Source organism: Pseudomonas sp. AM4(2022) (assembly GCF_036346515.1).
GTDB classification, from domain to species: Bacteria; Pseudomonadota; Gammaproteobacteria; order Pseudomonadales; family Pseudomonadaceae; genus Aquipseudomonas; species Aquipseudomonas paracarnis.
This window is the reverse complement of sequence record NZ_JAOTNW010000012.1, coordinates 19,610-45,659: the sequence shown is the minus strand read 5'-3', so window position 1 is coordinate 45,659 and position 26,050 is coordinate 19,610. Positions and strand designations below refer to the sequence as shown.

26 protein-coding genes are annotated in these 26,050 nt (G+C 59.5%); 6 read left to right on the top strand and 20 right to left on the bottom strand.

Annotated elements, in window-relative coordinates; translation table 11 throughout:
- Positions 1-19: 19 nt before the first annotated feature.
- The 13 genes from tolB to ODQ19_RS17525 all read right to left on the bottom strand — a co-directional run bounded on the left by tolB (position 20) and on the right by ODQ19_RS17525 (position 10,857).
- Complete coding sequence (gene tolB / locus ODQ19_RS17585; protein WP_032874245.1) at positions 20-1,300, bottom strand: Tol-Pal system beta propeller repeat protein TolB; 1,281 nt, start codon at positions 1,298-1,300, stop codon at positions 20-22.
- A 17-nt stretch (positions 1,301-1,317) separates the two neighbouring features.
- Entirely contained in the window at positions 1,318-2,391 is a 1,074-nt protein-coding gene (gene tolA / locus ODQ19_RS17580) for a cell envelope integrity protein TolA (RefSeq protein WP_003193863.1), read from the bottom strand.
- Entirely contained in the window at positions 2,391-2,843 is a 453-nt protein-coding gene (gene tolR / locus ODQ19_RS17575; protein ID WP_161793227.1) for a protein TolR, read from the bottom strand. The genes tolA and tolR overlap by 1 nt, the downstream gene beginning before the upstream one ends.
- Positions 2,844-2,866: 23 nt before the next feature.
- On the bottom strand, positions 2,867-3,562 hold the full coding sequence (gene tolQ, locus ODQ19_RS17570; RefSeq protein ID WP_003193865.1) for a protein TolQ: 696 nt from the start codon (positions 3,560-3,562) through the stop codon (positions 2,867-2,869).
- Position 3,563: 1 nt separating this feature from the next.
- A complete protein-coding gene (gene ybgC / locus ODQ19_RS17565) occupies positions 3,564-4,019 on the bottom strand; it encodes a tol-pal system-associated acyl-CoA thioesterase (protein WP_330210747.1) in 456 nt (151 codons plus the stop codon).
- 240 nt (positions 4,020-4,259) lie between these two features.
- Positions 4,260-5,318, bottom strand: a complete 1,059-nt coding sequence (ruvB, locus tag ODQ19_RS17560) for a Holliday junction branch migration DNA helicase RuvB (protein ID WP_003193867.1) — start codon at positions 5,316-5,318, stop codon at positions 4,260-4,262.
- On the bottom strand, positions 5,319-5,930 hold the full coding sequence (gene ruvA, locus ODQ19_RS17555) for a Holliday junction branch migration protein RuvA (protein WP_003193868.1): 612 nt from the start codon (positions 5,928-5,930) through the stop codon (positions 5,319-5,321).
- Positions 5,931-6,002: 72 nt separating this feature from the next.
- Positions 6,003-6,527, bottom strand: coding sequence for a crossover junction endodeoxyribonuclease RuvC (ruvC, locus tag ODQ19_RS17550; RefSeq protein ID WP_057723842.1), 525 nt, complete (start codon positions 6,525-6,527; stop codon positions 6,003-6,005).
- A gap of 171 nt (positions 6,528-6,698) precedes the next feature.
- Positions 6,699-7,445: a YebC/PmpR family DNA-binding transcriptional regulator gene (locus ODQ19_RS17545; RefSeq protein WP_330210746.1), complete on the bottom strand. Its 747-nt coding sequence runs from the start codon at positions 7,443-7,445 to the stop codon at positions 6,699-6,701.
- A gap of 135 nt (positions 7,446-7,580) precedes the next feature.
- The gene (gene aspS / locus ODQ19_RS17540) at positions 7,581-9,356 is read right to left on the bottom strand and encodes an aspartate--tRNA ligase (RefSeq protein WP_003193871.1); all 1,776 of its coding nucleotides are present in this window, start codon (positions 9,354-9,356) and stop codon (positions 7,581-7,583) included.
- A gap of 108 nt (positions 9,357-9,464) precedes the next feature.
- Positions 9,465-9,686 carry an FmdB family zinc ribbon protein gene (locus ODQ19_RS17535; protein ID WP_003193872.1) on the bottom strand — a complete coding sequence of 74 codons (222 nt, stop codon included), beginning with the start codon at positions 9,684-9,686 and terminating at the stop codon, positions 9,465-9,467.
- Between the two features lie 162 nt (positions 9,687-9,848).
- A complete protein-coding gene (locus tag ODQ19_RS17530; protein ID WP_116665955.1) occupies positions 9,849-10,202 on the bottom strand; it encodes a ribbon-helix-helix domain-containing protein in 354 nt (117 codons plus the stop codon).
- Between the two features lie 181 nt (positions 10,203-10,383).
- Complete coding sequence (locus ODQ19_RS17525; RefSeq protein WP_003193874.1) at positions 10,384-10,857, bottom strand: Dps family protein; 474 nt, start codon at positions 10,855-10,857, stop codon at positions 10,384-10,386.
- A 427-nt stretch (positions 10,858-11,284) separates the two neighbouring features.
- On the opposite strand from ODQ19_RS17525, the gene ODQ19_RS17520 reads away from it, so the two are divergent.
- A complete protein-coding gene (locus tag ODQ19_RS17520; RefSeq protein ID WP_003193875.1) occupies positions 11,285-11,887 on the top strand; it encodes a cold-shock protein in 603 nt (200 codons plus the stop codon).
- A 75-nt stretch (positions 11,888-11,962) separates the two neighbouring features.
- Here the strand turns inward: ODQ19_RS17520 and ODQ19_RS17515 are convergent, their stop codons facing one another.
- Both ODQ19_RS17515 and ODQ19_RS17510 read right to left on the bottom strand, forming a co-directional pair.
- Positions 11,963-12,169, bottom strand: coding sequence for a SlyX family protein (locus tag ODQ19_RS17515; RefSeq protein ID WP_003193876.1), 207 nt, complete (start codon positions 12,167-12,169; stop codon positions 11,963-11,965).
- A 3-nt stretch (positions 12,170-12,172) separates the two neighbouring features.
- On the bottom strand, positions 12,173-12,598 hold the full coding sequence (locus ODQ19_RS17510; RefSeq protein ID WP_116665953.1) for an HIT domain-containing protein: 426 nt from the start codon (positions 12,596-12,598) through the stop codon (positions 12,173-12,175).
- Between the two features lie 742 nt (positions 12,599-13,340).
- On the opposite strand from ODQ19_RS17510, the gene ODQ19_RS17505 reads away from it, so the two are divergent.
- Positions 13,341-14,639 carry an OprD family porin gene (locus ODQ19_RS17505; protein WP_116665951.1) on the top strand — a complete coding sequence of 433 codons (1,299 nt, stop codon included), beginning with the start codon at positions 13,341-13,343 and terminating at the stop codon, positions 14,637-14,639.
- A 182-nt stretch (positions 14,640-14,821) separates the two neighbouring features.
- Here ODQ19_RS17505 and ODQ19_RS17500 read toward each other — a convergent pair whose 3' ends face one another.
- Both ODQ19_RS17500 and ODQ19_RS17495 read right to left on the bottom strand, forming a co-directional pair.
- On the bottom strand, positions 14,822-15,664 hold the full coding sequence (locus tag ODQ19_RS17500) for a mechanosensitive ion channel family protein (protein ID WP_014719720.1): 843 nt from the start codon (positions 15,662-15,664) through the stop codon (positions 14,822-14,824).
- Between the two features lie 137 nt (positions 15,665-15,801).
- Positions 15,802-16,287, bottom strand: coding sequence for a YajQ family cyclic di-GMP-binding protein (locus ODQ19_RS17495; RefSeq protein ID WP_003193880.1), 486 nt, complete (start codon positions 16,285-16,287; stop codon positions 15,802-15,804).
- A gap of 123 nt (positions 16,288-16,410) precedes the next feature.
- Here ODQ19_RS17495 and ODQ19_RS17490 point away from each other — a divergent pair, with 123 nt between their 5' ends.
- The 3 genes from ODQ19_RS17490 to ODQ19_RS17480 are packed head-to-tail and all read left to right on the top strand — an operon-like array spanning position 16,411 to position 19,992.
- Entirely contained in the window at positions 16,411-17,328 is a 918-nt protein-coding gene (locus tag ODQ19_RS17490; protein ID WP_330210745.1) for a putative 2-dehydropantoate 2-reductase, read from the top strand.
- A gap of 46 nt (positions 17,329-17,374) precedes the next feature.
- Complete coding sequence (locus ODQ19_RS17485) at positions 17,375-19,411, top strand: sensor histidine kinase (protein WP_330210744.1); 2,037 nt, start codon at positions 17,375-17,377, stop codon at positions 19,409-19,411.
- 2 nt (positions 19,412-19,413) lie between these two features.
- Positions 19,414-19,992: a cob(I)yrinic acid a,c-diamide adenosyltransferase gene (locus ODQ19_RS17480; RefSeq protein WP_330210743.1), complete on the top strand. Its 579-nt coding sequence runs from the start codon at positions 19,414-19,416 to the stop codon at positions 19,990-19,992.
- A gap of 126 nt (positions 19,993-20,118) precedes the next feature.
- Here ODQ19_RS17480 and ODQ19_RS17475 read toward each other — a convergent pair whose 3' ends face one another.
- The 3 genes from ODQ19_RS17475 to secA all read right to left on the bottom strand — a co-directional run bounded on the left by ODQ19_RS17475 (position 20,119) and on the right by secA (position 25,284).
- Positions 20,119-21,063, bottom strand: a complete 945-nt coding sequence (locus ODQ19_RS17475) for a Nudix family hydrolase (protein ID WP_330210742.1) — start codon at positions 21,061-21,063, stop codon at positions 20,119-20,121.
- A gap of 143 nt (positions 21,064-21,206) precedes the next feature.
- Positions 21,207-22,424, bottom strand: a complete 1,218-nt coding sequence (gene argJ, locus ODQ19_RS17470; RefSeq protein WP_330210741.1) for a bifunctional glutamate N-acetyltransferase/amino-acid acetyltransferase ArgJ — start codon at positions 22,422-22,424, stop codon at positions 21,207-21,209.
- 124 nt (positions 22,425-22,548) lie between these two features.
- Entirely contained in the window at positions 22,549-25,284 is a 2,736-nt protein-coding gene (gene secA / locus ODQ19_RS17465; RefSeq protein ID WP_116665945.1) for a preprotein translocase subunit SecA, read from the bottom strand.
- Positions 25,285-25,590: 306 nt separating this feature from the next.
- Between secA and ODQ19_RS17460 the strand changes: the two genes are divergently transcribed.
- The gene (locus ODQ19_RS17460) at positions 25,591-26,046 is read left to right on the top strand and encodes a DUF721 domain-containing protein (RefSeq protein ID WP_330210740.1); all 456 of its coding nucleotides are present in this window, start codon (positions 25,591-25,593) and stop codon (positions 26,044-26,046) included.
- Positions 26,047-26,050: the final 4 nt, after the last annotated feature.

Here is a 26,050-nt window from a genome sequence, read left to right as displayed (position 1 = left end):
TTCTTTTTGTAGCGCCGCGTCAGTTCAGGTAAGGGGACCAGGATGGTTCTCTGACTTCGCCTTGTGCGGTAGGAAGTGGGAGCCTTACGCGTCCATTGATGGACACGAGCATCAAGACTCCCCGGCCCTGCTGGCGGGTGGCGTAGATTACCATGGTGCCGTTGGGCGCAACAGTGGCTGACTCATCAAGGTTGGTATCTGTAAGGATTTTTACGGTTCCGCGCTGCAAATCCTGGGCCGCAACCCGGAAATTAGTGAAACCATCCTGACGGTGAATCATCACCAACGTCTTTTCATCGGCCGAAAGCTTGGGGTTGGCGTTGTAGTTACCAATAAAGGTCACACGTTCCGCACCGCCGCCGTTGACATTTGCCTTGTAGACCTGAGGCTTGCCGCCACGGTCGGAGGTGAAGTAGATGGTCGAACCATCCTTACCCCAGAACGGTTCGGTGTTGATGCCCGGGCCGCTGGTCACACGCGAGAGTTGACGCGAGGCCATGTTCATCACGTAGATGTCCGGGTTACCGTCCTTGGACAGCACGAAAGCCAGGCGCGAACCGTCCGGCGACCAGGCTGGCGCACCGTTGAGGCCTTCGAAGTTGGTGATCTGCTCACGACGACCCGTATCAATGTGCTGCACAAAGATGCGCGGGCGACGCTGTTCGAACGATACGTAGGCGATACGCTTGCCGTCCGGCGCGAAGCGCGGCGACAGGATTGGCTCACGGGACTGCAGCAAGGTCACTGCACGTGCACCGTCGTAGTCCGAACGCTGCAGGGTGTAGCGGGTATTGTCTACAGAGAAACGCTCAGCCGTCACATACAGCAGGCGCGTCGAGAACGCCCCTTTGATACCGGTGAGTTTTTCAAACGACTGGTCCGAGATGTAATGAGCCATGTCGCGCAGTTGCTCGGCGGTACCCGATACGCTGCCGGTCAATACCTGCTGCTCGGTGGCCACGTTGAACAATGTGTACTGGATCTGAAGGCGACCGCCGGCTGGCGTGATGCTGCCGACCATCAGGTACTGGGCACCGACCGCCTTCCAGTCACGGAAGATGACTTCGCTGGCCTGGGTTGGCTGGCTGATCATGTTGCCTTTTGGAATCGGCGCGTAGTAACCGGAGTTACGCAGGTCGTCGCTGACGATCTGGGCCATGTCGTCCGGCAGCACGCTGCCGCCCTGCCAACCGAACGGCACGACTGCAATCGGGGTGGCCCGATCACTGCCGCTGGTTACCAGGATGTTCTTTTCATCCGCCGCCGCTATCCCTGCCATACAGCAAATAACGACAAGCATTCCTCGAAGAAGGTTTCTCACAAGGCTAGATCCTCAGGTGTGAATGTCATCTTGAATGAACGATAGGGAGCGAAGTCACTTGGTTTCATTCCCTGCATCTCGGTCAACCGGCCAATATTCTTGACCGCGGCAACCGCCGAACTGTCGAACGAACCGTCACCACTGGACTTGGCCACGCTGACCGAAGTCACCGTACCGTCCGGCAACATGCCGATCTGCAGCACTACTGTCATGCCTTTACGTGCCGAAGGTGGACGTGTCCAGCCTTCCGCTGCCCGCGCCCGAATCAGGTCGTCGAAACTGCCCGCGACTTCATCGCCACGCTCATCGGCCAAGGCTTGCTGACGCTGCGGCGTGTCGGAAAGCAAATCTGCCAGGGCCTGGGCCTTTTTCTCTTCGGCGGATTTGCGTGCTGCTTCCTGGGCCTTCTTCTTGGAGGCGTCGGCGGCAGCTTTCTTCTTCGCTTCGTCGGCGACTTTCTTCTTCGCCTCGTCTGCTTCAGCTTTTTTCTTGGCGTCTTCGGCGGCTTTCTTCTTCGCGTCTTCGACTATCTTTTTCTTGGCTTCTTCAGCGGCCTTTTTCTTGGCCTCTTCTTCGGCAGCCTTCTTGGCTTCTTCTTCCGATTTCTTCTTGGCTATATCAGCCAATTGTTTCTCTTCGGCCTTTTTCGCTTCGGCAGCTTTCTCGGCTTTCTTGGCTTCATCAGCCTTTTTCGCCTCGTCGGCCTTCTTGGCTTCGTCAGCCTTTTTCGATTCCTCGGCCTTTTGAGCCGCCTCTTCTTTCTTTTGTTCCGCAGCAGCCTTCACCGCTTCCTGCTCGACCTTCTTCTGTTCCATCTGCTCGACTTCAGTCTGGCGCGCGGCCGACTTCTGGGCCTCACCCGCAATCTTCTGATTGGTCTGGGTGGTAGCCTGGCTTTTCGATTTCAGCTGATACAGGGTCGCCTGCACGATCGGTTTGGCTGGCGGCAGGTCCGGGGTCATGGCAAAGCTGACAAACAGCATGCCGAACACCAGGACGTGCAGGGCAATTGCCCACACGCCAGGCCAGAAGTAGCTTTCCGAGGCGGACGGCTCTCGCTGTTGCTGCATCAGGGCGCCTCGGTAATCAAGCCAACGTTACCGACGCCGGCCTTCTGCAGCCCGCCCATAGCGCCCATGACGGAGCCGTAGTCGACCGATTTGTCACCCCGGATAAACACCTGGGTGTGCTTGCCGCCTTCGTTGCCGGAACGAATGATCTTGGTCACCGCATCGGTCATGGCCGGCAAGGTCAGGGCCTTGTCCTGCTGCTTTTGCGTGTCGACTTCGCTGCCAAGGTTCCAGTAATAGGTCTTGTCAGCCTTGATCGAAATGGTCAGGACCTGCGTGTTGTTGTCCTGCGGCAAGGCTTCACTGGAAACCTTGGGCAGATCAACCTTCACGCCCTGGTTGAGCATCGGCGCGGTCACCATGAAGATCACCAGCAGCACCAGCATCACGTCGATGTAGGGCACTACGTTCATCTCGGCGACCGGCTTGCGCTTTTTGCGAGCTCGAGCGATTAAAGCCATTGGGAATTACCTGCTTATTCTTCGCTGGTGTGCACTTTACGGTGCAGGATCGCCTGGAATTCATCGGCGAAGGTGTAGTAACGGCCGATCAAGGTTTCGCTGGTTGCGGCAAAACGGTTGTAGGCGATTACTGCGGGGATAGCGGCGAACAGGCCGATCGCGGTGGCGATCAGGGCTTCGGCAATACCCGGGGCCACGGTGGCCAGTGTGGCTTGCTGCGCTTGGGCCAGGCCGCGGAAGGAGTTCATGATGCCCCATACGGTACCGAACAGGCCGATATACGGGCTGACGGAACCCACGGTGGCGAGGAACGGCAGGCCCTGCTCAAGCTTCTCTTCTTCGCGGGAGATGGCCACGCGCATGGCACGGGCCACGCCTTCCATCACCGCTTCCGGGTCGACGCCAGGCTGCTGGCGCAGACGGGAGAATTCCTTGAAGCCGGCACGGAAGATCTGCTCGACGCCTGAGTCCGGGTCCGGGTTGCTGCCGGCCTGGCGGTACAGCTTGGACAGGTCGATACCCGACCAGAAGCGCTCTTCAAAGCTCTCCAGGGCACGTCGACCGGCGCGCAACATGTTGCTGCGCTGAAAAATCATGACCCAAGAGGTAACCGATGCGGCTACCAGGGTCAGCATGACCAGTTGAACCACAACACTGGCATTGCTGACCAGGCTCCACATGGAGGAATGGTCGACGACGGTAGGTTCCACGCTAAATCTCCTGCTTTGATTGTTGACCCGCGCCGCTCACGGCGGCAAAGGCCGCGCGTAGAGTTTCGGGAATGGCCCGAGGTTTCAAGCTGTTGGTGCGCACACACGCCACCAGGAACTGCCCCTCACAGAGCAGCGTTGCATCCGTGGCCCGCCTGACCTGCTGTTTGAAACGCAGGCTGGCACGGTTCAATTCAATGACTTCGGCACTGACCAGCAATTCATCGTCCAGTCGCGCCGGTGCGTGGTAACGCGCCTCGCTGGAATGCACGACAAATAACAGGTCCTCGCCTACCAGCTCGGACTGGGCAAAACCCAACGCCCGCAGCCGCTCGGTTCGAGCCCGTTCCATGAATTTCAGGTAATTGACGTAATAAACGATGCCGCCGGCATCGGTGTCCTCGTAATAAACGCGACAGCGATGTGCGAACGACTGATCCCCGTTTTGCGCGCGCATACTCTAGTGCTTACTCCTCGGGTTGCCAATTGGCTGGGCAACTGTTTTTTTCATTCCTGAACGCTTTCAGATGACGACGCCAGACACTGGGACAGCACAAAGCTCGGATAAATCTCCCCACATGACAAATACCCTGTAGGAGCGAGCTTGCTCGCGAAGAACCTGAGCGTGCCGCGGACAACCAGACATAGCGCGTTATCGTTGACGTTTTTTCGCGAGCAAGCTCGCTCCTACAATTTTTTAATCGTCTACTGCATCGAGGAATTCGTCTACCACAGGCATCTCTCCCAATCGTGACGGAATGTTTAGCCCAAAGTGCAGGTAAGCATGACGCGTCACCACCCTGCCCCGCGGGGTTCGCATGATGTAGCCCTGCTGAATCAGGTACGGCTCCAGCACATCCTCAATGGTATGGCGCTCTTCACTGATGGCTGCGGCCAGGCTGTCCACGCCGACCGGGCCACCGTCGAATTTCTCGATCATGGTCAAAAGTAGACGTCGATCCTGATGATCAAAGCCATGCTCGTCCACATCCAGCAGGTTCAAGGCCAGGTCCGCGACCGCCTTGGTGATGTGGCCCTTGGCACGCACCTCGGCAAAGTCGCGCACGCGGCGCAGCAGGCGGTTGGCGATTCGCGGCGTGCCACGAGCACGTCGAGCGATCTCAAAGGCGCCTTCCGGGTCCAGGGGCAAGCCAAGGATACTCGCCGACCGGCTGACAATGGTCGCCAGATCGGCGGTGCTATAGAACTCTAGACGTTGAACAATGCCGAAACGGTCCCGCAGCGGGTTGGTCAACATGCCCGCGCGGGTGGTGGCGCCCACCAGTGTAAACGGCGGCAGGTCGAGCTTGATCGAACGGGCCGCAGGGCCTTCGCCGATCATGATGTCGAGCTGGAAATCTTCCATGGCCGGGTACAGCACTTCTTCAACAATCGGCGACAAGCGATGGATTTCGTCGATAAACAGCACGTCATGGGGTTCAAGATTGGTCAGCAGCGCCGCCAGGTCTCCAGGACGCTCCAGCACCGGACCGGAGGTGGACTTGATCGACACGCCCATTTCCTGGGCGATGATATTGGCCAGGGTGGTCTTGCCCAACCCCGGCGGGCCGAAGATCAGGGTGTGGTCCAGGGATTCACTGCGCCCGCGCGCGGCCTGGATAAACAGCTCCATCTGCTCGCGCACGGTGGGCTGGCCGATGTATTCGGCCAGGCTCAACGGGCGGATGGCCCGGTCCTGGACTTCTTCACGGTCACGCGGGCCGGTGGCCGCGATCAGACGATCGGCTTCAATCACTTAAATCATTCCCTTCAGGGCACGGCGAATCATGTCTTCAGCGCTCAGGTTCTTGTCCTTGATGGCCGATACGGCCTTGCTGGCTTCCTGGGGTTTGTAGCCCAGGGAGATCAGCGCATTGACGGCATCGCTCTCCGCGCTGGCGACCTGGGCGGCCGGCATATCCGGCTGGTTCGGTACCAGGGCGAACATGCTCGGCACCACCTCCCAGGCTTTGAAGCGGTCCTTGAGCTCGACCAACAAGCGTTCGGCGGTCTTCTTGCCCACCCCCGGCACCTTGGTCAGGGCCGAGGTGTCCTGGGCCGATACAGCACGCACCAACTCATCCACTTCCAGGCTCGACATCAAGGCCAGGGCCAATTTGGGCCCCACGCCATTAAGACGAATCAGCTCGCGGAAGAAATCGCGGTCGCGCTTGCCGATGAAACCATAGAGTAGTTGCGCGTCTTCGCGCACCACTAAATGCGTGTGCAAGGTTATCGGCTCGCCGACCGACGGCAGGCGATACAGGGTGGTCATGGGCACTTCAAGCTCATAACCCAACCCATTCACATCCAGAATCAGGTGCGGCGGCTGTTTCTCAGCCAGGGTGCCGCGCAAGCGTCCAATCACGGTTCAGATCCTTAAAGCTTTGGGGGGTCAGATCGGGGCCTGACCGCAAAAATAACGATTGCACTGATGCTATCAGAGACGCAGGCGCCCGCCACGACTACGTGCTGCGCCCAAGCCGTGAGGCAACAGGCTGGAGCGGGTATGGGCATGGCAAATGGCGATGGCCAGGGCGTCGGAGGCGTCGATCTGTGGTTTTGACGTGAGCTTGAGCATGTGCATCACCATCATCTGCACCTGCTCCTTGTTGGCACCACCGGTACCGACCACAGCCTGCTTGACCTGGGTCGCGGTGTATTCAGCGATCTCCATACCCTCCTCGGCACCCGCCACGATGGCAGCGCCACGGGCCTGGCCGAGCTTCAACGCCGAGTCGGCGTTCTTGGCCATGAAGACTTTTTCGATGCCCATGGTGACCGGGCCGTAGGTCTGGATGACTTCACGTACGCCGCGATAGACGATTTGCAGCCGCTCGGCCAATTCCCCTGCGCCAGTGCGGATGCAGCCCGAGGCGACGTACACACAGCCGCGCGGGGTGTGTTGCACCACGCCAAAACCGGTGATGCGCGAACCGGGGTCGATACCTAGGATTAAAGTCATAACGCCTGCGGGTTGGATTTACAACGGTATGTGCCAGGCACACATTTGTGTAACAGCATAGAACCCCTGTGGGAGCTGGCTTGCCTGCGATACGGGCACCTCGGTACTTCTGTCAAATCGAGGTGATGCTATCGCAGGCAAGCCAGCTCCCACAGTGGATATTCATCGTTCTTAAGCGAGTTGTTCGGCCACAGACTCAGGGATGTCGGCATTCGAATACACATTCTGCACATCATCCAGGTCTTCAAGCATGTCCAGCAGCTTCAGCACCTTTTGCGCACCGTCCAGGTCCAGTTCGGCACTGGTGGTCGGCAGCATCACGATCTCCGCGTCGGTGCCGTTGAAACCAGCGGCTTCCAGGGCATTACGCACGGCGTAGAAGCTGGCGAACGAGGTGAGCACATCGATGGAGCCGTCTTCGTTGGTGACCACGTCATCGGCATCCGCTTCCATCGCGGCTTCCATCAGCGCGTCTTCATCGGTGCCCGGTGCGAAGGTGATCTGCCCCTTGCGCTCGAACAGGTAGGCCACCGAACCATCCGTGCCGAGGTTACCACCGCACTTGCTGAACGCATGACGTACGGCCGCCGCTGTACGGTTGCGGTTGTCGGTCATGCATTCGACCATCACCGCCACGCCGCCCGGGCCATAACCTTCGTAGGTCAGCTCGACCATGTCGTCGGTATCGGCCGCACCGGCACCACGGGCCACGGCGCGGTCAATGATGTCGCGGCTCATGTTCGCGCCCAGGGCCTTGTCCAGCGCCAGGCGCAGACGCGGGTTGGAACCCGGATCACCGCCACCCTGGCGGGCCGCGACGGTCAGCTCGCGGATCCACTTGGTGAAGATCTTGCCTTTCTTGGCATCCTGACGCTCTTTGCGGTGCTTGATGTTCGCCCACTTGGAATGGCCAGCCATAACACAACTCCGAATTCTCTAGAAACCTTATCAATCCCGCCCCAGGCGAGATTTCCCTCTTTTAAACGCAAAGGCGCATCCGAAGATGCGCCTTTTTGACTGCCTGCTACCTTATCGCGCTTTCACGCAGCAGCCTTACTCAGCCTTCGGCGTCTCGCGCAGGCGAATGTGCAGTTCGCGCAGTGCCTTGGCATCCACCACACCCGGCGCCTGGGTCATGACGTCCGCAGCGCTCTGGGTTTTCGGGAAGGCGATCACTTCACGGATCGACTGGGCGCCGGTCATCAGCATCACCAGACGGTCCAGGCCGAACGCCAGGCCACCGTGCGGCGGCGCACCGTATTTCAGGGCGTCGAGCAGGAAGCCGAACTTCTCTTCCTGTTCCGCTTCGTTGATGCCCAGCAGGCGGAAGACCGCTTGTTGCATCTCTTTGCGGTGGATACGGATCGAACCGCCACCCAGTTCAGTACCGTTCAACACCATGTCGTAGGCACGGGACAGCGCGCCTGCAGGGTTGGCCTCCAACTCTTGTGGGGAGCACTTCGGCGCGGTGAACGGGTGGTGCAAGGCGCTGAAGCTGCCGTCGTCGTTCTCTTCGAACATCGGGAAGTCCACAACCCACATCGGTGCCCATTCGCAGGTCAGCAGGTTCAGGTCGTGACCGAGCTTGATACGCAGCGCGCCCAGGGCCTCGCTGACGATCTTGGCCTTGTCGGCGCCGAAGAACACGATGTCGCCGTCAACCGCACCGACGCGATCAAGGATCACGTTCAGGTTGGCCTCAGGGATGTTTTTCACGATCGGCGATTGCAGGCCATCGACGCCGTTGGCGCGTTCGTTGACCTTGATGTACGCCAGGCCCTTGGCGCCGTAGATGCCGACGAACTTGGTGTAGTCGTCGATCTGCTTGCGCGGCATGCTCGCGCCGCCAGGCACGCGCAGGGCGGCGATACGGCATTTCGGGTCGTTGGCCGGGCCGCTGAACACCTTGAAGTCGACGTCCTTGAGCTGGTCGGCCACGTCCACCAGTTCCAGCGGGTTACGCAGGTCTGGCTTGTCGGAACCGTAGCGGCGCATGGCTTCTTCGAAGGTCATGTGCGGGAATTCGCCGAACTCCAGGCCCAGCACTTCCTTGAACAGGTTGCGGATCATCTGCTCGGTCAGGCCCATGATCTCTGTTTCATCGAGGAAACTGGTCTCGATGTCGATCTGGGTAAATTCAGGCTGGCGGTCAGCGCGCAGGTCTTCGTCACGGAAGCACTTGGCGATCTGGTAGTAACGGTCGAAGCCGGCCACCATCAGCAGTTGCTTGAACAGCTGCGGCGATTGCGGCAAGGCGAAGAAGCTGCCGGCGTGGGTACGGCTAGGCACCAGGTAGTCGCGCGCGCCTTCCGGGGTGGCCCGGGTGAGGATCGGCGTTTCGACGTCGAGGAAGCCGTTTTCGTCGAGGAAGCGGCGAATGCTGGTGGTCATGCGCGAGCGCAGGCGCAGCTTCTCGGCCATTTCCGGACGACGCAGGTCCAGGAAGCGGTAGCGCAGGCGGGTTTCTTCGCCCACGTCGGAGTATTCGTTGAGTGGGAACGGCGGGGTTTCCGATTCGTTCAGCACTTCCAGCTCATAGCCCAGCACTTCGATGCCGCCGGACGCCATGTTCTTGTTCACGGCACCGGCCGGACGCAGGCGTACCTTGCCGGTGATCTTCACCACATATTCGCTGCGCACGCGGTCGGCGGCGGCGAAACTCTCGGCGCGGTCCGGGTCGAACACCACCTGGGCCAGACCATCACGGTCACGGATGTCGAGGAAGATCACCCCGCCGTGGTCGCGGCGACGGTGAACCCATCCGCAAAGGGTGATTTCCTGACCTTCCAGGGTCTCGTTCAGTTGGCCGCAATAGTGGCTGCGCATCATGGTCGTGGTTTCACTTCTCGTAATTCGAAATTCGGTGGCAGGCCTGCCTCGTCACCGTACAGTTAAGCAGGGGACGGATAATGCAGGAGCCTGCGCGTAGAGTTCAACTCAGTCTGCTTTGTCGCCGCCCGCCAGGTTCTTCTTGGCGCCGGTCTTGAAATCAGTCTCGTACCAGCCGCTGCCGCTCAGGCGGAAGCCCGGCATGGACAACATCTTCTTCAACTCAGGTGCCTGGCAGGCAGGGCAATCGACCAGCGGCGCGGCGCTGATCTTCTGAATGGCTTCCAACTGATGACCACAGGAAGCGCATTGATAGTCGTACATGGGCATGGGGATGTCTCGGCGATCAGATCGTTACAGCGCCACGCCCTGCCCTGTGCATAAAGCCCGGCATGCGCAGCAAAGCGCGGGATTATATCTGGTAAATCAACACAGCGCAGCCGGCTTTGTGCCCAGGGCCCGGCCCGCCGGGATGACGGGCCGACCACCGGACTACTGCGCGAGCGTGTCCGCGGACGTGAGGGCGCTCCGCCCTTTGAGCACATGGACCACGCACACCACCCTCACCAGCCCACTGAAGTTCTTCACGCCTCCGTAACGCAAATGCACTTCCCGATCGACATAGGACAACAATGCACTGACCGAACAGGTATTGAGCCTAGCGATTTCCGTCAGGATGTTCCAATAGATCTGTTCAAGCCGCAGGCAGGTAGAAAACCCATTGAGCCTGACCGACCGGGACAGTGGCTTGGCCAGCCCCATATCAAAACCCTTGGCAAAAGGGTCGACCTTTATCTTGTGAAAACCACAGGTTTCCATCACTCCCTTACCCACTCCACGTGACATACACCTGACACTCCATTGCCAAACAGCAGCCAACAGGTTTCTCCCATTGGACGATGGGCCTATAAAACAGCAGCCAGCACAGAGCAGCCAGAAGACGGGGAGTTGTTAGTCGTAGGACAACGCCAGGAAGCGCAGGGAAACCAGCAGGCGGCGCCCAAAAGGCGCCGCCAGGGTTCGACAATTACTGGTTTTCGAGCAGGGAGCGCAGCATCCACGCGGTTTTCTCGTGAACCTGCATACGCTGGGTCAAGAGGTCCGCCGTCGGCTCATCACTGACTTTGTCGAGCAATGGGAAGATGCCCCGCGCGGTACGCGTGACCGCTTCCTGGCCGGCGACCAACTGCTTGATCATCTCTTCGGCGCTCGGCACACCCTCTTCTTCCTTGATGGAAGACAGGCGGGCGTAAATCGAATAGGCACCCGGCGCCGGGAAGCCCAGGGCACGGATACGCTCGGCAATGGAGTCCACTGCCAGCGCCAGCTCGTTGTACTGCTCTTCGAACATCAGGTGCAGCGTACGAAACATGGGGCCTGTAACGTTCCAATGGAAATTGTGGGTCTTCAGATACAGAACATAGGTATCGGAGAGCAGGCGGGAAAGTCCGTCGACGATGGATTTACGGTCTTCTTCACTGATACCAATATCGATTGCCATGTGTTTCCCCTTCAATTGACGAGCATTCATTGATCAGGTGCAGCTCCACTCTAGCAAGAGAGTGCGCCACGTGCAGCCCGACACACTCGGGTGGCATGCGGCAAATCGCCCCGCACCGCCTGCGGGATCTGATCTTGCAAGCCTGTTTACCTGTAGGAAGGATCTAGGCCGCCACTGAAAAAATCCCGCACCTGTCTAGGACAAGCGTTTGACGCAGAAATGCCGCGGCCGTGGCAATACCCCGAAATGCTTGATTTGAGTAGGCACAGCCTTTGCTGTTAAATAGACGCGGTGTGGCTGCCGTTTATTCCTGCGGCACGTCACATAGGCTGATACCCGCGCACGTGCTCAACGCCTCCCATTGTTCAGAAGCGAACCGTGCCAGTCAGCTCTTCCTTGTGATCCGTCTTAACGTGAGTTAACCAAAATGTTGAAAATCGTCCACCTGCTAACGGGCGTTGCAGCGTTGCTGCTGTCCTTTATTCCGAGCCTGCAGCCTGAAAGCCTGCCCTACCTGGAACAACACGACGCCCTGTACCTGGCCTTGTTCGGCCTTCTTAACCTGACGCTCGCACCGGTAATCCCTTACTGGAACAAAGGCACGCGTCATCAACTGCAAAACCTGGTCAGTGCGCTGCTGGTGCTGACTGTTGTCGTACAAACCCTTACCCTCCTGGCGCCCATGCCTGAAGTCGGGGGCCATCCGGCCATCCTGCTCAGCCTGGTGATTGCTGTGGTCGCCATCGTTCTTCACCTGGCCATCAGCTTCTACCGCTCGTCTCCAGCGGCCGCGTCGCAAAACTATGACATGACCAACCGGGATACCGGGACCGTCAAGTGGTTCAACACCTCCAAGGGCTTCGGCTTCATTTCCCGCGATTCGGGCGACGATATCTTCGTCCACTTCCGAGCCATTCGTGGCGAAGGCCATCGCGTCCTGGTCGAAGGCCAGCGCGTGGAGTTCTCGGTGATGAACCGTGACAAGGGCCTGCAAGCTGAAGACGTCATCGCTGCCCTGCCGCGTCGCTGATTCCACAGCCTTCGCAGCAAAAAAAAACCGCGATCCAGCCTTGGCTGGGTCGCGGTTTTTTTATTGCGTGCGCATTCAATAGTGGGGTGGCGGCGCTTCTTCTTCGGATGACTCGAACTGCCCGCCCATTTCTTCCTGGCGCTTGAGCAGTGCAGTCATCTGCAATTGCAGGCGTTCGACGGCCCGCTGCTGGGCAACCAGGATGTCATTGAGGGTTTCAATGGTGTCGTCCTGGAAGGCCAGGCGGCTCTCCAGGTCGGTGACGCGTTCTTGCAGGTCCATGGTTCAGTCCTGGGTAAAGATGAAGTCGGCAGGCAATAGCTCGCGCAATCGGCTGCGAATGGCGGCCACCTGCTCTTCGGTATAGGGCCGGGCCTGGTGCTTGCCCCACACCGGGGCTGGCCAGGCGGCATCATCGCGCTTGCGCACAATCACATGCACATGCAACTGGCTGACCACGTTACCCAGCGCGCCGATGTTCATCTTGTCGGCCGCCAGCCCCTCGTTAAGCATCTGCGCCAGGGCCGTCGTTTCTTGCCACAAGGTTTGTTGATCTGCGACATCCAGTTGAAACACTTCGCTGATACCTTCGATGCGCGGCACCAGAATGAACCAGGGGTAATTGGCGTCATTGGACAGCAGCAGGCGACAGAGCGGGAAGTCCCCAATGGCCAAGGTATCTTGTTGCAGGCGTTGATCTAAGGCGAACACGTGGGCACTCCGTTCGGCAGGTCAGTAACAGGTGCCCAGCATACCTTCGAATGCCCAAGGCTTCACGGGCAATGCTGGCGGCCTTGAGGCAACCGGGCAAAAAAATGCACCCTTTAGAGGCAGTGACCCAGGTGAGCAACGCTAGGCCGGGCCTTAACGGGATGCACCAAAATGACCCACCTGTGCCTCAAAGGGATCCGCCGATTACCCACTGATAAGGGTCAACCGGTAACGTTTTACCCAGGTACAGGATTCAGGTACCACCGAACCGGGGTAACACCCCGGCGTCAAGCCCAACCCAAATGGCGTACCCCCCCCGTGCTTATGCGGTTTTTACAGGTTCATCACACTTTTCACGAAAAAATGACATTCGGTCAGCGGTTTGAGCACGCTTGTTGCATTCACCCCCATATCGTCGGCAACGGCACCCGTTTGGACACAGGTGTTTCGCGATAAAAAACAGTGGCGTTTCAATGTGTATCAGGGAAGCGTTCAAACTTTGGAAGAAGTCTGAAAACAGCATTGAAGTTGTCAGCCTGGATACATTTCTGGCTGTGAATTTGCGACATGGATCTAGCGATTTACGACAGCCTCGTAAAGAAGCTGAAAGGATAGTTGAGTAAGTATCGTCAATAGGGTCTGCGTGAGATAACTTTGCGCCGACACAAAAAGAAAGAGCCGCCCAGATAAAAATACAGGTGGGACGGCAGTACTCTTCCTAAAACCAAAGGAGCAAATCACGATGCGCGTGATGAAGTGGAGCATGATCGCCCTGGCTGTTTCAGCAGGCACCTCGCAGTTCGCAATGGCGTCCGCCCAGGACGATTCCAAGGGCTTTGTTGAAGACAGCACGTTCAGCATCAATACTCGCGCGCTGTACTTCAGCCGTGACTTCCGTAATGAGCCAGGGGGCGGTTACAGCACCGTCAACGGCAAGCGTAAAAGCCGAGCTGAAGAAACCGGCCTGGGCTTCAATGCCCTGTACGAGTCGGGCTTCACCCAGGGCACCATTGGTGTCGGTGTTGACGTGATCGGCCTGATGGGCGTCAAGCTCGACAGCGGCAAGGGCCGCGCCGGCACCGGCCTGTTCCCAACCGGTTCCGACGGTCGTTCGCAAGATGACTATTCCAAAGGCGGCGGCGCGGTCAAGTTCCGCATCTCCAACACTGTGCTGAAAGTCGGTGACCAATACACCACAGCCCCAGTGTTTGCCTCCGACGACAGCCGCCTGCTGCCCGAGCTGCCACAAGGTATCTCGATCACCAGCAACGAAATCAAAGGCCTGAAGCTTGAAGGCGGTCACTTCACTTCCAGCGTCGCGCAGAACCAGACCTACCACGACAGCCTGGGCCTGACCAAAACCGACTTCGTCGGCGGTGTGTATGCCTTCACTCCAGAAGTCACCGGCAGCCTGTACTACGCGAAAACCGAAGATTACTTCCGCAAGTACTACAGCAACCTGAACTGGACCCACGCCCTGAGCGATGATCAGTCGTTCGCCCTGGACTTCAACATCTACGACACCAAGAGCGACGGCGCCGGCCTGCAACGCGCAGAGAAAGATGGCGTGACCAAGCTCGACAACCGCGCCTTCAGCTTGCAGGGCGCGTACACCATCGGTGCTCACACCTTCACCCTGGCAGCCCAGAAAGTCACCGGTGACGGCGACTACGGTTACGGCGTAGACGGCGGCGGCACTGTGTTCCTGGCCAACTCCATCGCCCGTTCCGACTTCAACGCCGAAGGTGAAAAGTCCTACCAGGCGCGTTATGACATCAACATGGCGACCTTCGGCATTCCGGGCCTGAGCTTCATGACCCGTTACGTCACCGGTAGCGGCGCCAACACCGGCACCACCTCGAACGGCAAAGAGTGGGAACGCGACATCGAAGCCAAGTACGTGATCCAGAGCGGCCCGGCAAAAAACCTGAGCCTGCGTCTGCGTCAAGCGACTTACCGTTCCGGTGATGGCGTGTACTACGGTTCGCCGTCGATCGACGAGCTGCGTCTGATCGCGAACTACCCGCTGAACATCTTGTAATTGCCGGTTTAATTACAACGATGGCTTGAGGCTTCGGCCTTAAACAAAAAGCCGCTCCTCTGTTTAAACAGGGAGCGGCTTTTTTATTGCAGTTTTATTTCATCCCGCAAAACAACTAGCAAGCTAAGTAACTAGTTTATCAAAGCTGACCTATCGGCCAACTTCGATAGCATCACGCCAAGTTATTTCGGCGCACTTTCCTGCATCACGCGAATAACCCGTTGCGGGAACGGAATATCAATCCCTGCCGCTTTCAAACGGTCACGCGCCAGTTCATTGAGCATGAACATCACGTCCCAATAATCCGGCGTGTTGGTCCAGCAACGCAGGGAGACGGTGATGGAACTGTCGCCCAAGGTCGACACCACCGCCACGGCGGCAGGGTCCTTCAGTACACGCGGGTCTTCAGCCAAAGCCAGCAGCACTTCTCGGGCCTTCTGCAGGTCCGCCTCATAGTCCACCCCCACGTCAAACACGACCTTGCGGGTCGGCTGGCGGTTGGTGTTGGTGATAAGGCCGTTGGACAGGCTGCCGTTGGGAATGATCACCGTCTTGTTGTCGCCGGTGCGCAACACCGTGTGGAAGATCTGGATGCTGTCGACGGTACCCGAGGTACCCTGGGCTTCGATCCAGTCACCGATACGGAACGGGCGGAACAACAGGATCAGCACGCCGCCGGCAAAGTTCGCCAGGCTGCCTTGCAAGGCCAGGCCGATTGCCAGGGTAGCGGCACCGATTGCCGCAACGAACGAGGTGGTGGCCACACCAATCATCGAGGCCACGTTGACCACCAGCATGACTTTGAGCGCGATGTTCGCAAGGCTGGTGATGAAGTGTTGCAGTGCCAAGTCAGCGTTGCGCATGGCCAGCAGACGGCCCACGCGGTGAGTCAAAACATTGATCAGCCACCAGCCAATGGCCAGGGTGACCAACGCCAGCAATACCCGGCTGCCGTATTCCATGATCATGGGGAGCCAAGACTGGGAGGTCTTGATCAGGTGATCCATTTCAGCGTTCAAATCCATCTACTTTCTCCTATTGTGCGGCGATAAGGCTGTATTGACTGCCTGACAACGCAATTGAGCCCCGAAGGGCTCAATTGTAGGCAATGATGCTTGGGGCGTGGGACGTCAAAAGTGCCCACAGGTTCCCCAAAGTGCCATCAGTCGCGGAAGTTATTGAACTGCAGCGGCATGTCAAACGTCTTGGCGCGCAGGGCCGCGATGGCCTCTTGCAGGTCGTCACGCTTCTTGCCGGTGACGCGAACCTGCTCGCCCTGGATGGCGGCCTGGACCTTGAGCTTGGCGTCCTTGATGTGCGCGACGATCTTCTTCGCCAGTTCCTTGTCGATGCCTTCCTTGAGCACGGCTTCCTGCTTCATCAGCTTGCCGGAAGCGTAGGCGTCCTTGACTTCAAGGCACTGCACGTCGATCTTGCGCTTGACCAGGGCCAGCTTGAGGATCTCGATCATCGCTTCCAGCTGGAAATCGGCTTCAGCGGTCAGGTTGACGGTCAGTTCCTTTTCCTTGAATTCGAAGCTGCCCTTGCCTTTCAAGTCATAGCGACGGTCCAGTTCCTTGACGGCGTTCTCGACGGCGTTGGTGACTTCGTGTTTGTCCAGTTCAGATACCACGTCGAACGAAGGCATGTGATTTCTCCAATATAAGGGGCGGGCTCAGTAGAGATGGAACGCGCCCGAGCTAAAATGCCGGGGCATTATAGCGGTTCTTTCGCGCCGTTCACCGCTGGCGACCTTATGGAGTACACACTGATGTCGACCCCCTGGCATATTCTTGGCGCCGGCAGCCTGGGCACCCTCTGGGCCACGCGGCTGGCGCGCGCAGGCGTGCCCGTCAGGCTGATCCTGCGTAACCAGGCGCGCCTGGCCAGCTATCGCGCAGGCAAAGGGCTGACCCTGGTGGAGCACGGCGTGGAACAGACTTATCCGGTCATCGGCGAAACGCCTGATAGCTCGGAGCCGATTCGGCGTCTGCTGGTCGCGTGCAAAGCCTACGACGCTCAAAGCGCCATCGCACAGTTGCAACATCGACTGGCGCCCGACGCGGAACTGATCCTGCTGCAAAACGGCCTTGGCAGCCAGGACACCGTGGCTGCGCAATGGCCGTCGGCGCGCTGCATCTTTGCCTCCAGCACCGAGGGCGCATTTCGCGATGGCGATTGGCGGGTAGTATTTGCCGGCCATGGCTACACCTGGCTGGGGGACGCGAGCCATCCCACTCCGCCGCTGTGGCTGGATGATTTGCAAGCGGCGGGCATTCCCCATGAATGGGCCACCGATATCCTGACGCGCCTATGGCGCAAGCTCGCGCTCAATTGCGCCATCAACCCACTGACCGTGTTGTACCACTGCCGCAACGGCGGTTTGAACGCCCACCACTGCGAGGTCGCCACGCTCTGCGCCGAACTGGCCGAACTGCTGGAGCGCTGTGGCCAGCCTGCGGCTGCACAGGACTTGCACAGCGAAGTCCAGCGGGTGATCCAGGCCACCGCCGCCAACTATTCCTCCATGTACCAGGACGTCGCCAACGCCCGACGCACCGAGATCAGTTACCTGCTGGGCTACGCTTGCCAGGCCGCGGCCCGCCATCAGTTGGCAGTGCCGCACCTGCAACAGGTACACACGCGGTTGGTGGCGCATTTGCTTGCACACGGATTGGCCAGCGACTGAGGCACGCGCTACCCTGCCTACCTGTCTATCACCTGGGAAAACCCTGATGCCACTGCGCCAGCGTCTTGAAAATCTACCAGTAGGACAAAAACTGCTGGCGGCCCTGCTGGTGCTTCTCACCACCGTATTGCTGGTGGCCAACCTGACGTTTATCAGCGCCGCCTACTGGATCTCCCAGGAAAGCATGGCCCCCCAGGCCTTGCAGGCTATAGGTAGACTGGTGTCCAACCCCTCGCTCGCCGCCGAGGCGCTTGAGTCTCCGACCAAAGCCGAGGCACTGCTCAATGAGCTGACCAGCTATTCGCCCTTGCGCGCCGCCGCGCTGTACGACGGCGAAGGCAACCGCCTGGCGCAAATGCAGCACGGCGACCGCCTGCACCTGCCAGACCACTACCGGCATATCGAAGCGTGGCGCCTCACCGAATTTCGCAGCAACCAGATCATCACCCTGCCCCGCGGCAACCAGCCTTCGGGGCATTTGTTGCTGGTGGCCAGCAGTGAGCTACCGGTGGCGTTCTATACCGGCACGCTGACCGCGAGCCTGGGCATCCTGATTTTCAGTGTGTTGCTGTGGCTGGTCATCGCCCGGCAAATCAAACGCCTGATCACACGACCGATTCATGAACTTGAAGAACTGTCCCGCCAGGTGACCCGCGAGGAGAACTACGCTTTACGCGCCGGGCGTGGCAACCGTGATGAAATCGGTAGCCTGGCCGAAGCGTTCAACACCATGTTGTCGCGCATCGAAGCCCGCGAGCAGCAGCTCAAACGCGCACGCGACGACTCCCAGGCTGCGTATGACCAGGCTCAGGGCCTAGCCGAAGAAACCCGGCATACCAACCGCAAGCTGGAACTGGAAGTCCAGGTACGCAGCAAGATCGAGAAAAAGCTCACGGGCTTCCAGAACTACCTGAACAGCATCATCGACTCGATGCCCTCGGCGCTGATCGCCCTGGATGAACAACTCTACGTTACCCAGTGGAACCAGGAAGCTACTGCCCTATCCGGCACGCGCCTGGACGAAGCCCTGAACCAGCCGGTGTTCCTGGCCTTCCAGCCGCTCAAGCCGTACCTGCCACAGATCAAGGCGACTGTGGAGCAACATACGGTGGAGCGGATCGAGCGAGTCACCTGGATCAAGGACGACGAGCCCAAGCATTACGCGCTGACGTTCTACCCATTGATGGGCGGCGCCGGGCGCGGTGTGGTAATCCGAATCGACGACATCACCCAGCGCTTGTCCCTGGAAGAAATGATGGTGCAATCGGAAAAAATGCTCTCCGTGGGCGGCCTGGCGGCGGGTATGGCCCATGAGATCAACAACCCACTGGGCGCGATCCTGCATAACGTGCAGAACATTCGCCGGCGCCTGTCCCCGGAGCTGCCCAAAAACCTGGAGCTTGCCGAGCAGGTGGGCATCGAGCTGGAGACGGTCAACCGTTACCTGCAAGGCCGTGAAGTCCCGCAATTGCTCGACGGCATTCAGCAGGCCGGGGCGCGTGCCGCCAAAATCGTTACCCACATGCTCAGCTTCAGCCGCCGCAGCAATCGCCAGATGGCCCCCTGCGATTTGCCGGCGCTGATCGACCAGGCCGTGGAAATCGCCGGTAACGACTTTGACCTGACCATCGGTTTCGATTTCAAGGGCCAGGCGATCATCCGCCAGTTCGATCCGCAACTGGGCCCGGTACCCGGCACCGCCAACGAGCTGGAGCAAGTGCTGCTCAACCTGCTGAAAAACGCCGCCCAGGCCATTCACCTGCGTGAAGACGACAGCGAACCTGGGCGCATTATCCTGCGCACCCGCCTCAACCCGCCGTGGGCAGAAATCCAGGTGGAAGACAACGGCATCGGCATGAGCGAAAACGTGCGCAAACGCACGTTCGAACCGTTCTTTACCACCAAGGAAATCGGCCAGGGCACCGGGCTAGGCCTGTCGGTGTCGTATTTCATCATCACCAACAACCACAAGGGCCAGATGGAAGTGCATTCCACCCTGGGCCAGGGCACCTGCTTTACCTTGCGCCTGCCTTTGGCCGGCAGCCAATTGCCCCCCACTGAACTTACCCAACTGGAGCACTGACCATGGGCTTTCGCCTGTCGAAGATCTACACCCGTACCGGCGACAAGGGCGAAACCGGCCTCGGCGACGGCCGCCGCGTGCCCAAGGACCATCCACGCGTGGAAGCGATTGGCGAGGTGGATACGCTGAACAGCCAACTCGGCCTGCTGTTGGCCAACCTTGAAGAACAAAGCGGCAAGCACCCGGCGTTGAAGGACGTGATTGAAGTGCTCACGCCTTGCCAGCATCGTCTGTTCGACTTGGGCGGTGAGCTGGCAATGCCGGTGTACAAGGCGTTGAATGCGGCGGAAGTGGATCGGCTGGAGGCTGCGATTGATCGCTGGAACGAGGAAGTCGGGCCGCTGGAGAATTTCATCCTGCCTGGCGGTTCAGCGTTGATCGCTCAAGCCCATGTGTGCCGCAGCCTGGCGCGCAGCGCCGAGCGCCGTTGTCAGCACCTGAATACGGTGGAACCGTTGGAGGGTGTGGGGTTGGCGTACATCAATCGGTTGTCGGATTTGCTGTTTGTGGCGGCCAGGGTGATTGCCAAACGCCAAGGTGTTGCGGAGGTGTTGTGGCAGGCGGCGGCCAAGCCACACTGAGCATTGCGGTGTTTGATCGGGCGCTTTCGCGAGCAAGCCCGCTCCCACATTTGATCGCATTCCAATGGTGGAACTCGGTCAAATGTGGGAGCGGGCTTGCTCGCGAAGAGGTCAGTCAGCGCACCATCACACCTGCGGCCAGAACGCTCGAATACCTGCCACACCTTGCGCACCAGCCTCCCAAGCCTGCTCCCGCTGCGCCGGCCCAACCCCGCCCAACAGAAACACCGGCTTGCTGAACCCGGCGATCAACTGCTGCGCCTGCACCCACCCCAACGGCTGGGCATCCGGATGGGTCTGGGTCGGCTGCACCGGCGACAGGGTGACAAAATCCACGTCCATCATTTCTGCCAGCGCCAGCTCTTCAGCGTTGTGGCACGAAGCCGCCAGCCAACGGTCTTTGGGCAGTGGGCGGCCCTTACTGGCGTATTTGCGCAACTGCGCCGAGGTCATGTGCCAGCCGGCAGCGGGGAAATCCCCCAGCCACTCGAACGGCCCCTTGAGCATCAACTGCGCCTTGCCGGCACACAGGCCCACTGCATCCACCGCCAGGTCACGGTATTTGGGGTCATAACCGTTGGGGGCACGCAATTGAACCAGCTTGATGCCACCGGCAATAGCCTTCTGGATACCGCGCAACAGCGTCGGGGTTTCCAGCTCGCCAGGCGTGATCAGGTACTCGGCGGGTAAGCGTGCCGCTGCGACAATCGGCGCATTCGCCGCCGGGAATTCATAGTTGACCAGGTCCCGCGGTGCCACCCACGCCAACGGCTGCCCTTCAGCGCCATGGGGCTCGCCGGTAAAAGCCGTGACTTCCCAGACATCCAGCAATACCTGTTTATCCGGGTAGTCATGTTGCACCTTGATCAGCGGCCGCGCCGTGGTGACCTGGATGCCCAGCTCTTCCTGCAATTCACGGGACAAGGCCGTGGCGACCGACTCATCGGCCTCCACCTTGCCGCCCGGAAACTCCCAGAGGCCGCCTTGATGCTGAGTATCGGCACGGCGCGCCAGCAGGACCCTGCCATCGACACCGCGGATCACCGCTGCTGCTACATGCACTCGTTTCACGCCACTGCTTCCTCTCGTCGTAGCCCTTTGTAGGAGCGAGCTTGCTCGCGAAGAACGTCAACGATAACGCGTGCATCCAGGATAACCGCGATGGCATTGAGTTTTTCGCGAGCAAGCTCGCTCCTACAGGGGGAGGGTCATTTTCAGGTACGGTATTCCGCGTTGATCTTCACGTACTCGTGGGACAGGTCGGTGGTCCAGATGGTTTCGCTGCAGTCACCACGACCCAGTTCGATACGGATGGTGATTTCTTCCTGCTGCATCACCGCCGAGCCCCGGGCTTCGGTGTAGGTTTCGGCGCGGGCGCCACGGCTGGCGATACACACGTCACCCAGGAACACGTCGATCTTGCTCACGTCCAGGTCCGGCACGCCAGCACGGCCGACAGCCGCGAGGATACGGCCCCAGTTCGGGTCCGAAGCAAACAGCGCGGTCTTGATCAGCGGCGAGTGCGCCACGGTGTAGCCCACATCCAGGCATTCCTGGTGGTTGCCGCCGCCGTTGACTTCAACCGTAACGAACTTGGTCGCGCCCTCGCCGTCACGCACGATGGCCTGGGCCACGTCCATGCACACTTCAAACACTGCCTGCTTCAACGCCGCAAACAATGGCCCTTCGGTAGAAGTGATTTCCGGCAGGTTGGCCTGGCCGGTGGCGATCAGCATGCAGCAGTCGTTGGTGGAGGTGTCACCGTCGATGGTGATGCGGTTGAACGACTTGTTGGCGCCGTCCAGCATCAGGCGTTGCAGCACATCGCGGGAAACTTTGGCGTCGGTGGCGATATAGCCGAGCATGGTAGCCATGTTCGGGCGGATCATGCCTGCACCCTTGCTGATACCGGTGACGGTGATGGTCACGCCCTCATGCACGAACTGACGGCTCGCGCCTTTGGGCAAGGTGTCGGTGGTCATGATGCCGGTGGCCGCAGCCGCCCAGTTATCCACAGACAGATCATCGAGCGCGGCTTGCAGGGCGCCTTCGATTTTTTCCACCGGCAGCGGCTCACCGATCACACCGGTGGAGTAAGGCAACACCTGGCTGGCATCGACGCCGGTCAACTGGGCCAGCTTGGCGCAGGTGCGCGCCGCCGCCACCAGGCCGGGCTCGCCGGTGCCGGCGTTGGCGTTGCCGGTATTGGTCAGCAGGTAACGGATCGACCCAGCCACCCGTTGCTTGGCCAGAATCACCGGCGCGGCGCAGAAGGCGTTGAGGGTGAACACGCCCGCCACGGTCGAGCCTTCCGCACAGCGCATCACCACCACATCCTTGCGCCCCGGGCGCTTGATGCCGGCCGAAGCGATACCGAGTTCAAAACCGGCAACCGGGTGCAACGTGGGCAAAGGACCAAGACCAACAGCCATGAATGCGCTCCTTAAAAATAGGTGATGTCTGTGCCGTCGCTATCGACGGTGGGAATTAATGGCAAAACGCCGCGACGGCAAAGGCCGGTCGCGGCGCGGGGTGTTGCAGCGTCAGGCGAAAATCTTATTCGATCTGGCCGTGGCAGTGTTTGAATTTCTTGCCCGAACCGCAGTAGCACAGCTCGTTGCGACCCAGCTTCTGGTCATTGCGAACCGGGGTCTGGGCCAGGGCCACATCGACCTCTTCACCCAATGCCTCAGGCGCATCCAGGCCCGGCGCTTCGTCGTGCTGGAACTGCATGCGCGCCGCCAATGCCTCGGCTTCCTGACGCAGGCGTGCTTCTTCCTCGATCGGGTCTTCGCGACGCACCTGAACGTGGGAGAGCACGCGAATCGAATCGCGCTTGATCGAATCCAGCAATTCGGAGAACAGCGTGAACGACTCGCGCTTGTACTCCTGCTTCGGGTTCTTCTGGGCGTAGCCACGCAAGTGAATACCGTGGCGCAAGTGGTCCATGGTCGACAGGTGGTCTTTCCACAGGTCATCCAGCACGCGCAATACGATCTGTTTCTCGAAGGTGCGCAGTGCTTCGGCACTCGCTTGCTCTTCTTTCTCGTTGTACGCCGCCAGCAGCTCGGCCATCAGTTTTTCGCGCAGGGTTTCTTCGTACAGGTGGTCGTCTTCGTCCAGCCATTGCTGAACCGGCAAGTCCACACCGAAGTCGCTCTTCAATGCCGCTTCCAGGCCGGCAACATCCCACTGTTCAGGCAGCGATTGTGGCGGGATATGGGCGCTGACAGTGGCGTTGAGCACGTCCTGACGGAAATCAGCGATGGTCTCGCCAATGTTGTCGGCGGCCAGCAACGTGTTACGCATGTGATAGATCACTTTACGCTGTTCGTTGTTGACGTCGTCGAACTCGAGCAGTTGCTTACGAATGTCGAAGTTACGGCCTTCTACTTTGCGCTGGGCCTTCTCGATGGCGTTGGTCACCATGCGGTGCTCAATCGCTTCACCGGACTGCATGCCCAGGGCTTTCATGAAGTTCTTCACCCGGTCCGATGCAAAAATACGCATCAGGCTGTCTTCCAGCGACAGGTAGAAACGGCTGGAACCGGCGTCACCCTGGCGACCGGCACGGCCACGCAGCTGGTTGTCGATACGACGCGATTCGTGACGCTCGGACGCGATCACCTGCAAGCCACCGGATTCCAGCACGGCCTGGTGACGCTTTTGCCAGTCGGCCTTGATTTGGGCGATCTGCTCAGGCGTCGGGTTGTCGAGCGAGGCCACTTCCACTTCCCAGTTGCCGCCCAACAGGATGTCGGTACCACGACCGGCCATGTTGGTGGCGATGGTCAGTGCGCCTGGGCGACCGGCCTGGGCGATGATCTCGGCTTCTTTCTCGTGGAACTTGGCGTTCAGTACCTTGTGCTCGATACCTTCCTTGTTGAGCAGGTTGGACACATGCTCGGAGGTCTCGATGGTGGCGGTACCCACCAGGATCGGACGGCCCTTGGCCATGCCATCCTTGATGTCATTGATGATCGCCGCGTATTTCTCTTCGGCGGTCAGGAACACCAGGTCGTTGTAGTCTTTACGCGCCAACGGCTTGTTCGGCGGAATGACCATCACGGCCAGGTTGTAGATCTGGTGGAATTCGAACGCTTCGGTGTCGGCCGTACCGGTCATGCCGGACAGCTTGTTGTACAGACGGAAGTAGTTCTGGAAGGTGGTGGACGCCAACGTCTGGCTTTCGGCCTGGATGTTGAGGTGTTCCTTGGCTTCGATGGCCTGGTGCAGGCCTTCGGACAGGCGGCGACCGGGCATGGTACGACCGGTGTGCTCGTCAACCAGTACCACTTGGCCGTCCTGCACGATGTACTCGACGTTGCGGTGGAACAGCTTGTGGGCGCGCAGGCCAGCGTACACGTGGGTCAACAGGCCCAGGTTGTGCGCCGAGTACAGGCTTTCACCTTCGGCCAGTTCGCCGATCTGGGTGAGCATTTCTTCGACGAACTGGTGGCCCGCTTCGTTGAGTTCGACCTGGCGGGTCTTCTCGTCGATGGTGAAGTGACCTTCTTTGGTCACCACGCCTTCCACTTCCTCGATGTGCTGCTCCAGACGCGGGATCAGCTTGTTGATCTCGGTGTACAGGCGCGAGCTGTCTTCGGCCTGGCCGGAGATGATCAGCGGGGTACGGGCTTCGTCGATCAGGATGGAGTCGACTTCGTCGATCACGGCAAAGTTGAGTTCACGCTGGAATTTTTCATCCATGCTGAACGCCATGTTGTCGCGCAGATAGTCGAAACCGAATTCGTTGTTGGTGCCGTAGGTGATGTCGCAGGCGTACGCGGCGCGCTTCTCTTCCGGCGGCTGGAACGGCGTTACCACGCCGACGGTCAGGCCGAGGAATTCATACAGCGGGCGCATCCAGTTGGCGTCCCGGCGAGCCAGGTAGTCGTTCACCGTCACAACGTGCACGCCCTTGCCGGACAGTGCGTTGAGGTAGACGCCCAGGGTTGCCACCAGGGTCTTGCCTTCACCGGTGCGCATTTCGGCAATCATGCCTTCATGCAAGGTCATGCCGCCGATCAACTGGACGTCGAAGTGGCGCATGCCCATGACGCGCTTACCGGCTTCGCGGGCGACCGCGAAGGCCTCGGGCAGCAGCTTGTCGAGGGTTTCACCTTTGGCTATGCGGGCCTTGAACTCTTGGGTCTTGGCGCGCAATTGCTCGTCCGACAGAGCAACCATCTGCTCTTCGAAGGCATTGACCAGCTGCACCGTCTTGAGCATGCGTTTGACTTCGCGCTCATTCTTGCTTCCAAAAAGTTTCTTTAACAAAGGCGCAAACATATCGGCAGGTTCTTCCACACATAGGGATGGAGGGCGCACCGTGAGTGGCCCGAGCAGCCCTCACGGCCGCATTGCGAACGCGCATTCTACCCGGAATCGTGGGTGAGGAAAGTAACGTTGTTTCCCGATGCAGGCGCGGCGCTATGAGAGGGCTTGTTTAAAATAAGGGCTTTTGCTGGAACTTCAACCCATCAGACGCAGAAGTTACTTATTGATTTCGCGGAAAAAGCTGTAGCAACGCAGAGCCTCGGGCTGTGCAGGCGCTTTCTGCTAAGATAGCGGCTCTGTTACCTAAGGTGTCTAAACATGGCATTTCGCCCTCTCGCAGCCCGCGCCCCCGGCGTGTTGCTCCGCGAAGCCAAACCGCTGAAAGCCATCTTTGGCCATGCCAAACGCCTGGGCCATTTGCAACGCCTGCTGGAAAGCCAGCTGCAACCTGCCGCACGTGAGCACTGTCATGTGGCGTCCTGGCGCGAAGGCAATCTGCTATTAATTGTCACTGATGGTCATTGGGCCACGCGCTTGCGTTATCAGCAAAAACGCTTGCAGCGCCAGTTGATGGCGTTTGAAGAATTCGCCGGCTTGACGCGCATTCAGTTCAAGGTACAGCCACCCACCGTCCCGCAAAGCGCAGTGGGGCATACCCTGGACCTGTCGGAAACGGCCGCCGAAACCCTTCAGGCCACCGCCGAAGGGATCAACGACCCGGGCTTGCGCGCCGCCCTGGAACGGCTGGCCGCCCATGCCCGGCCCAAAGCCTGAAACG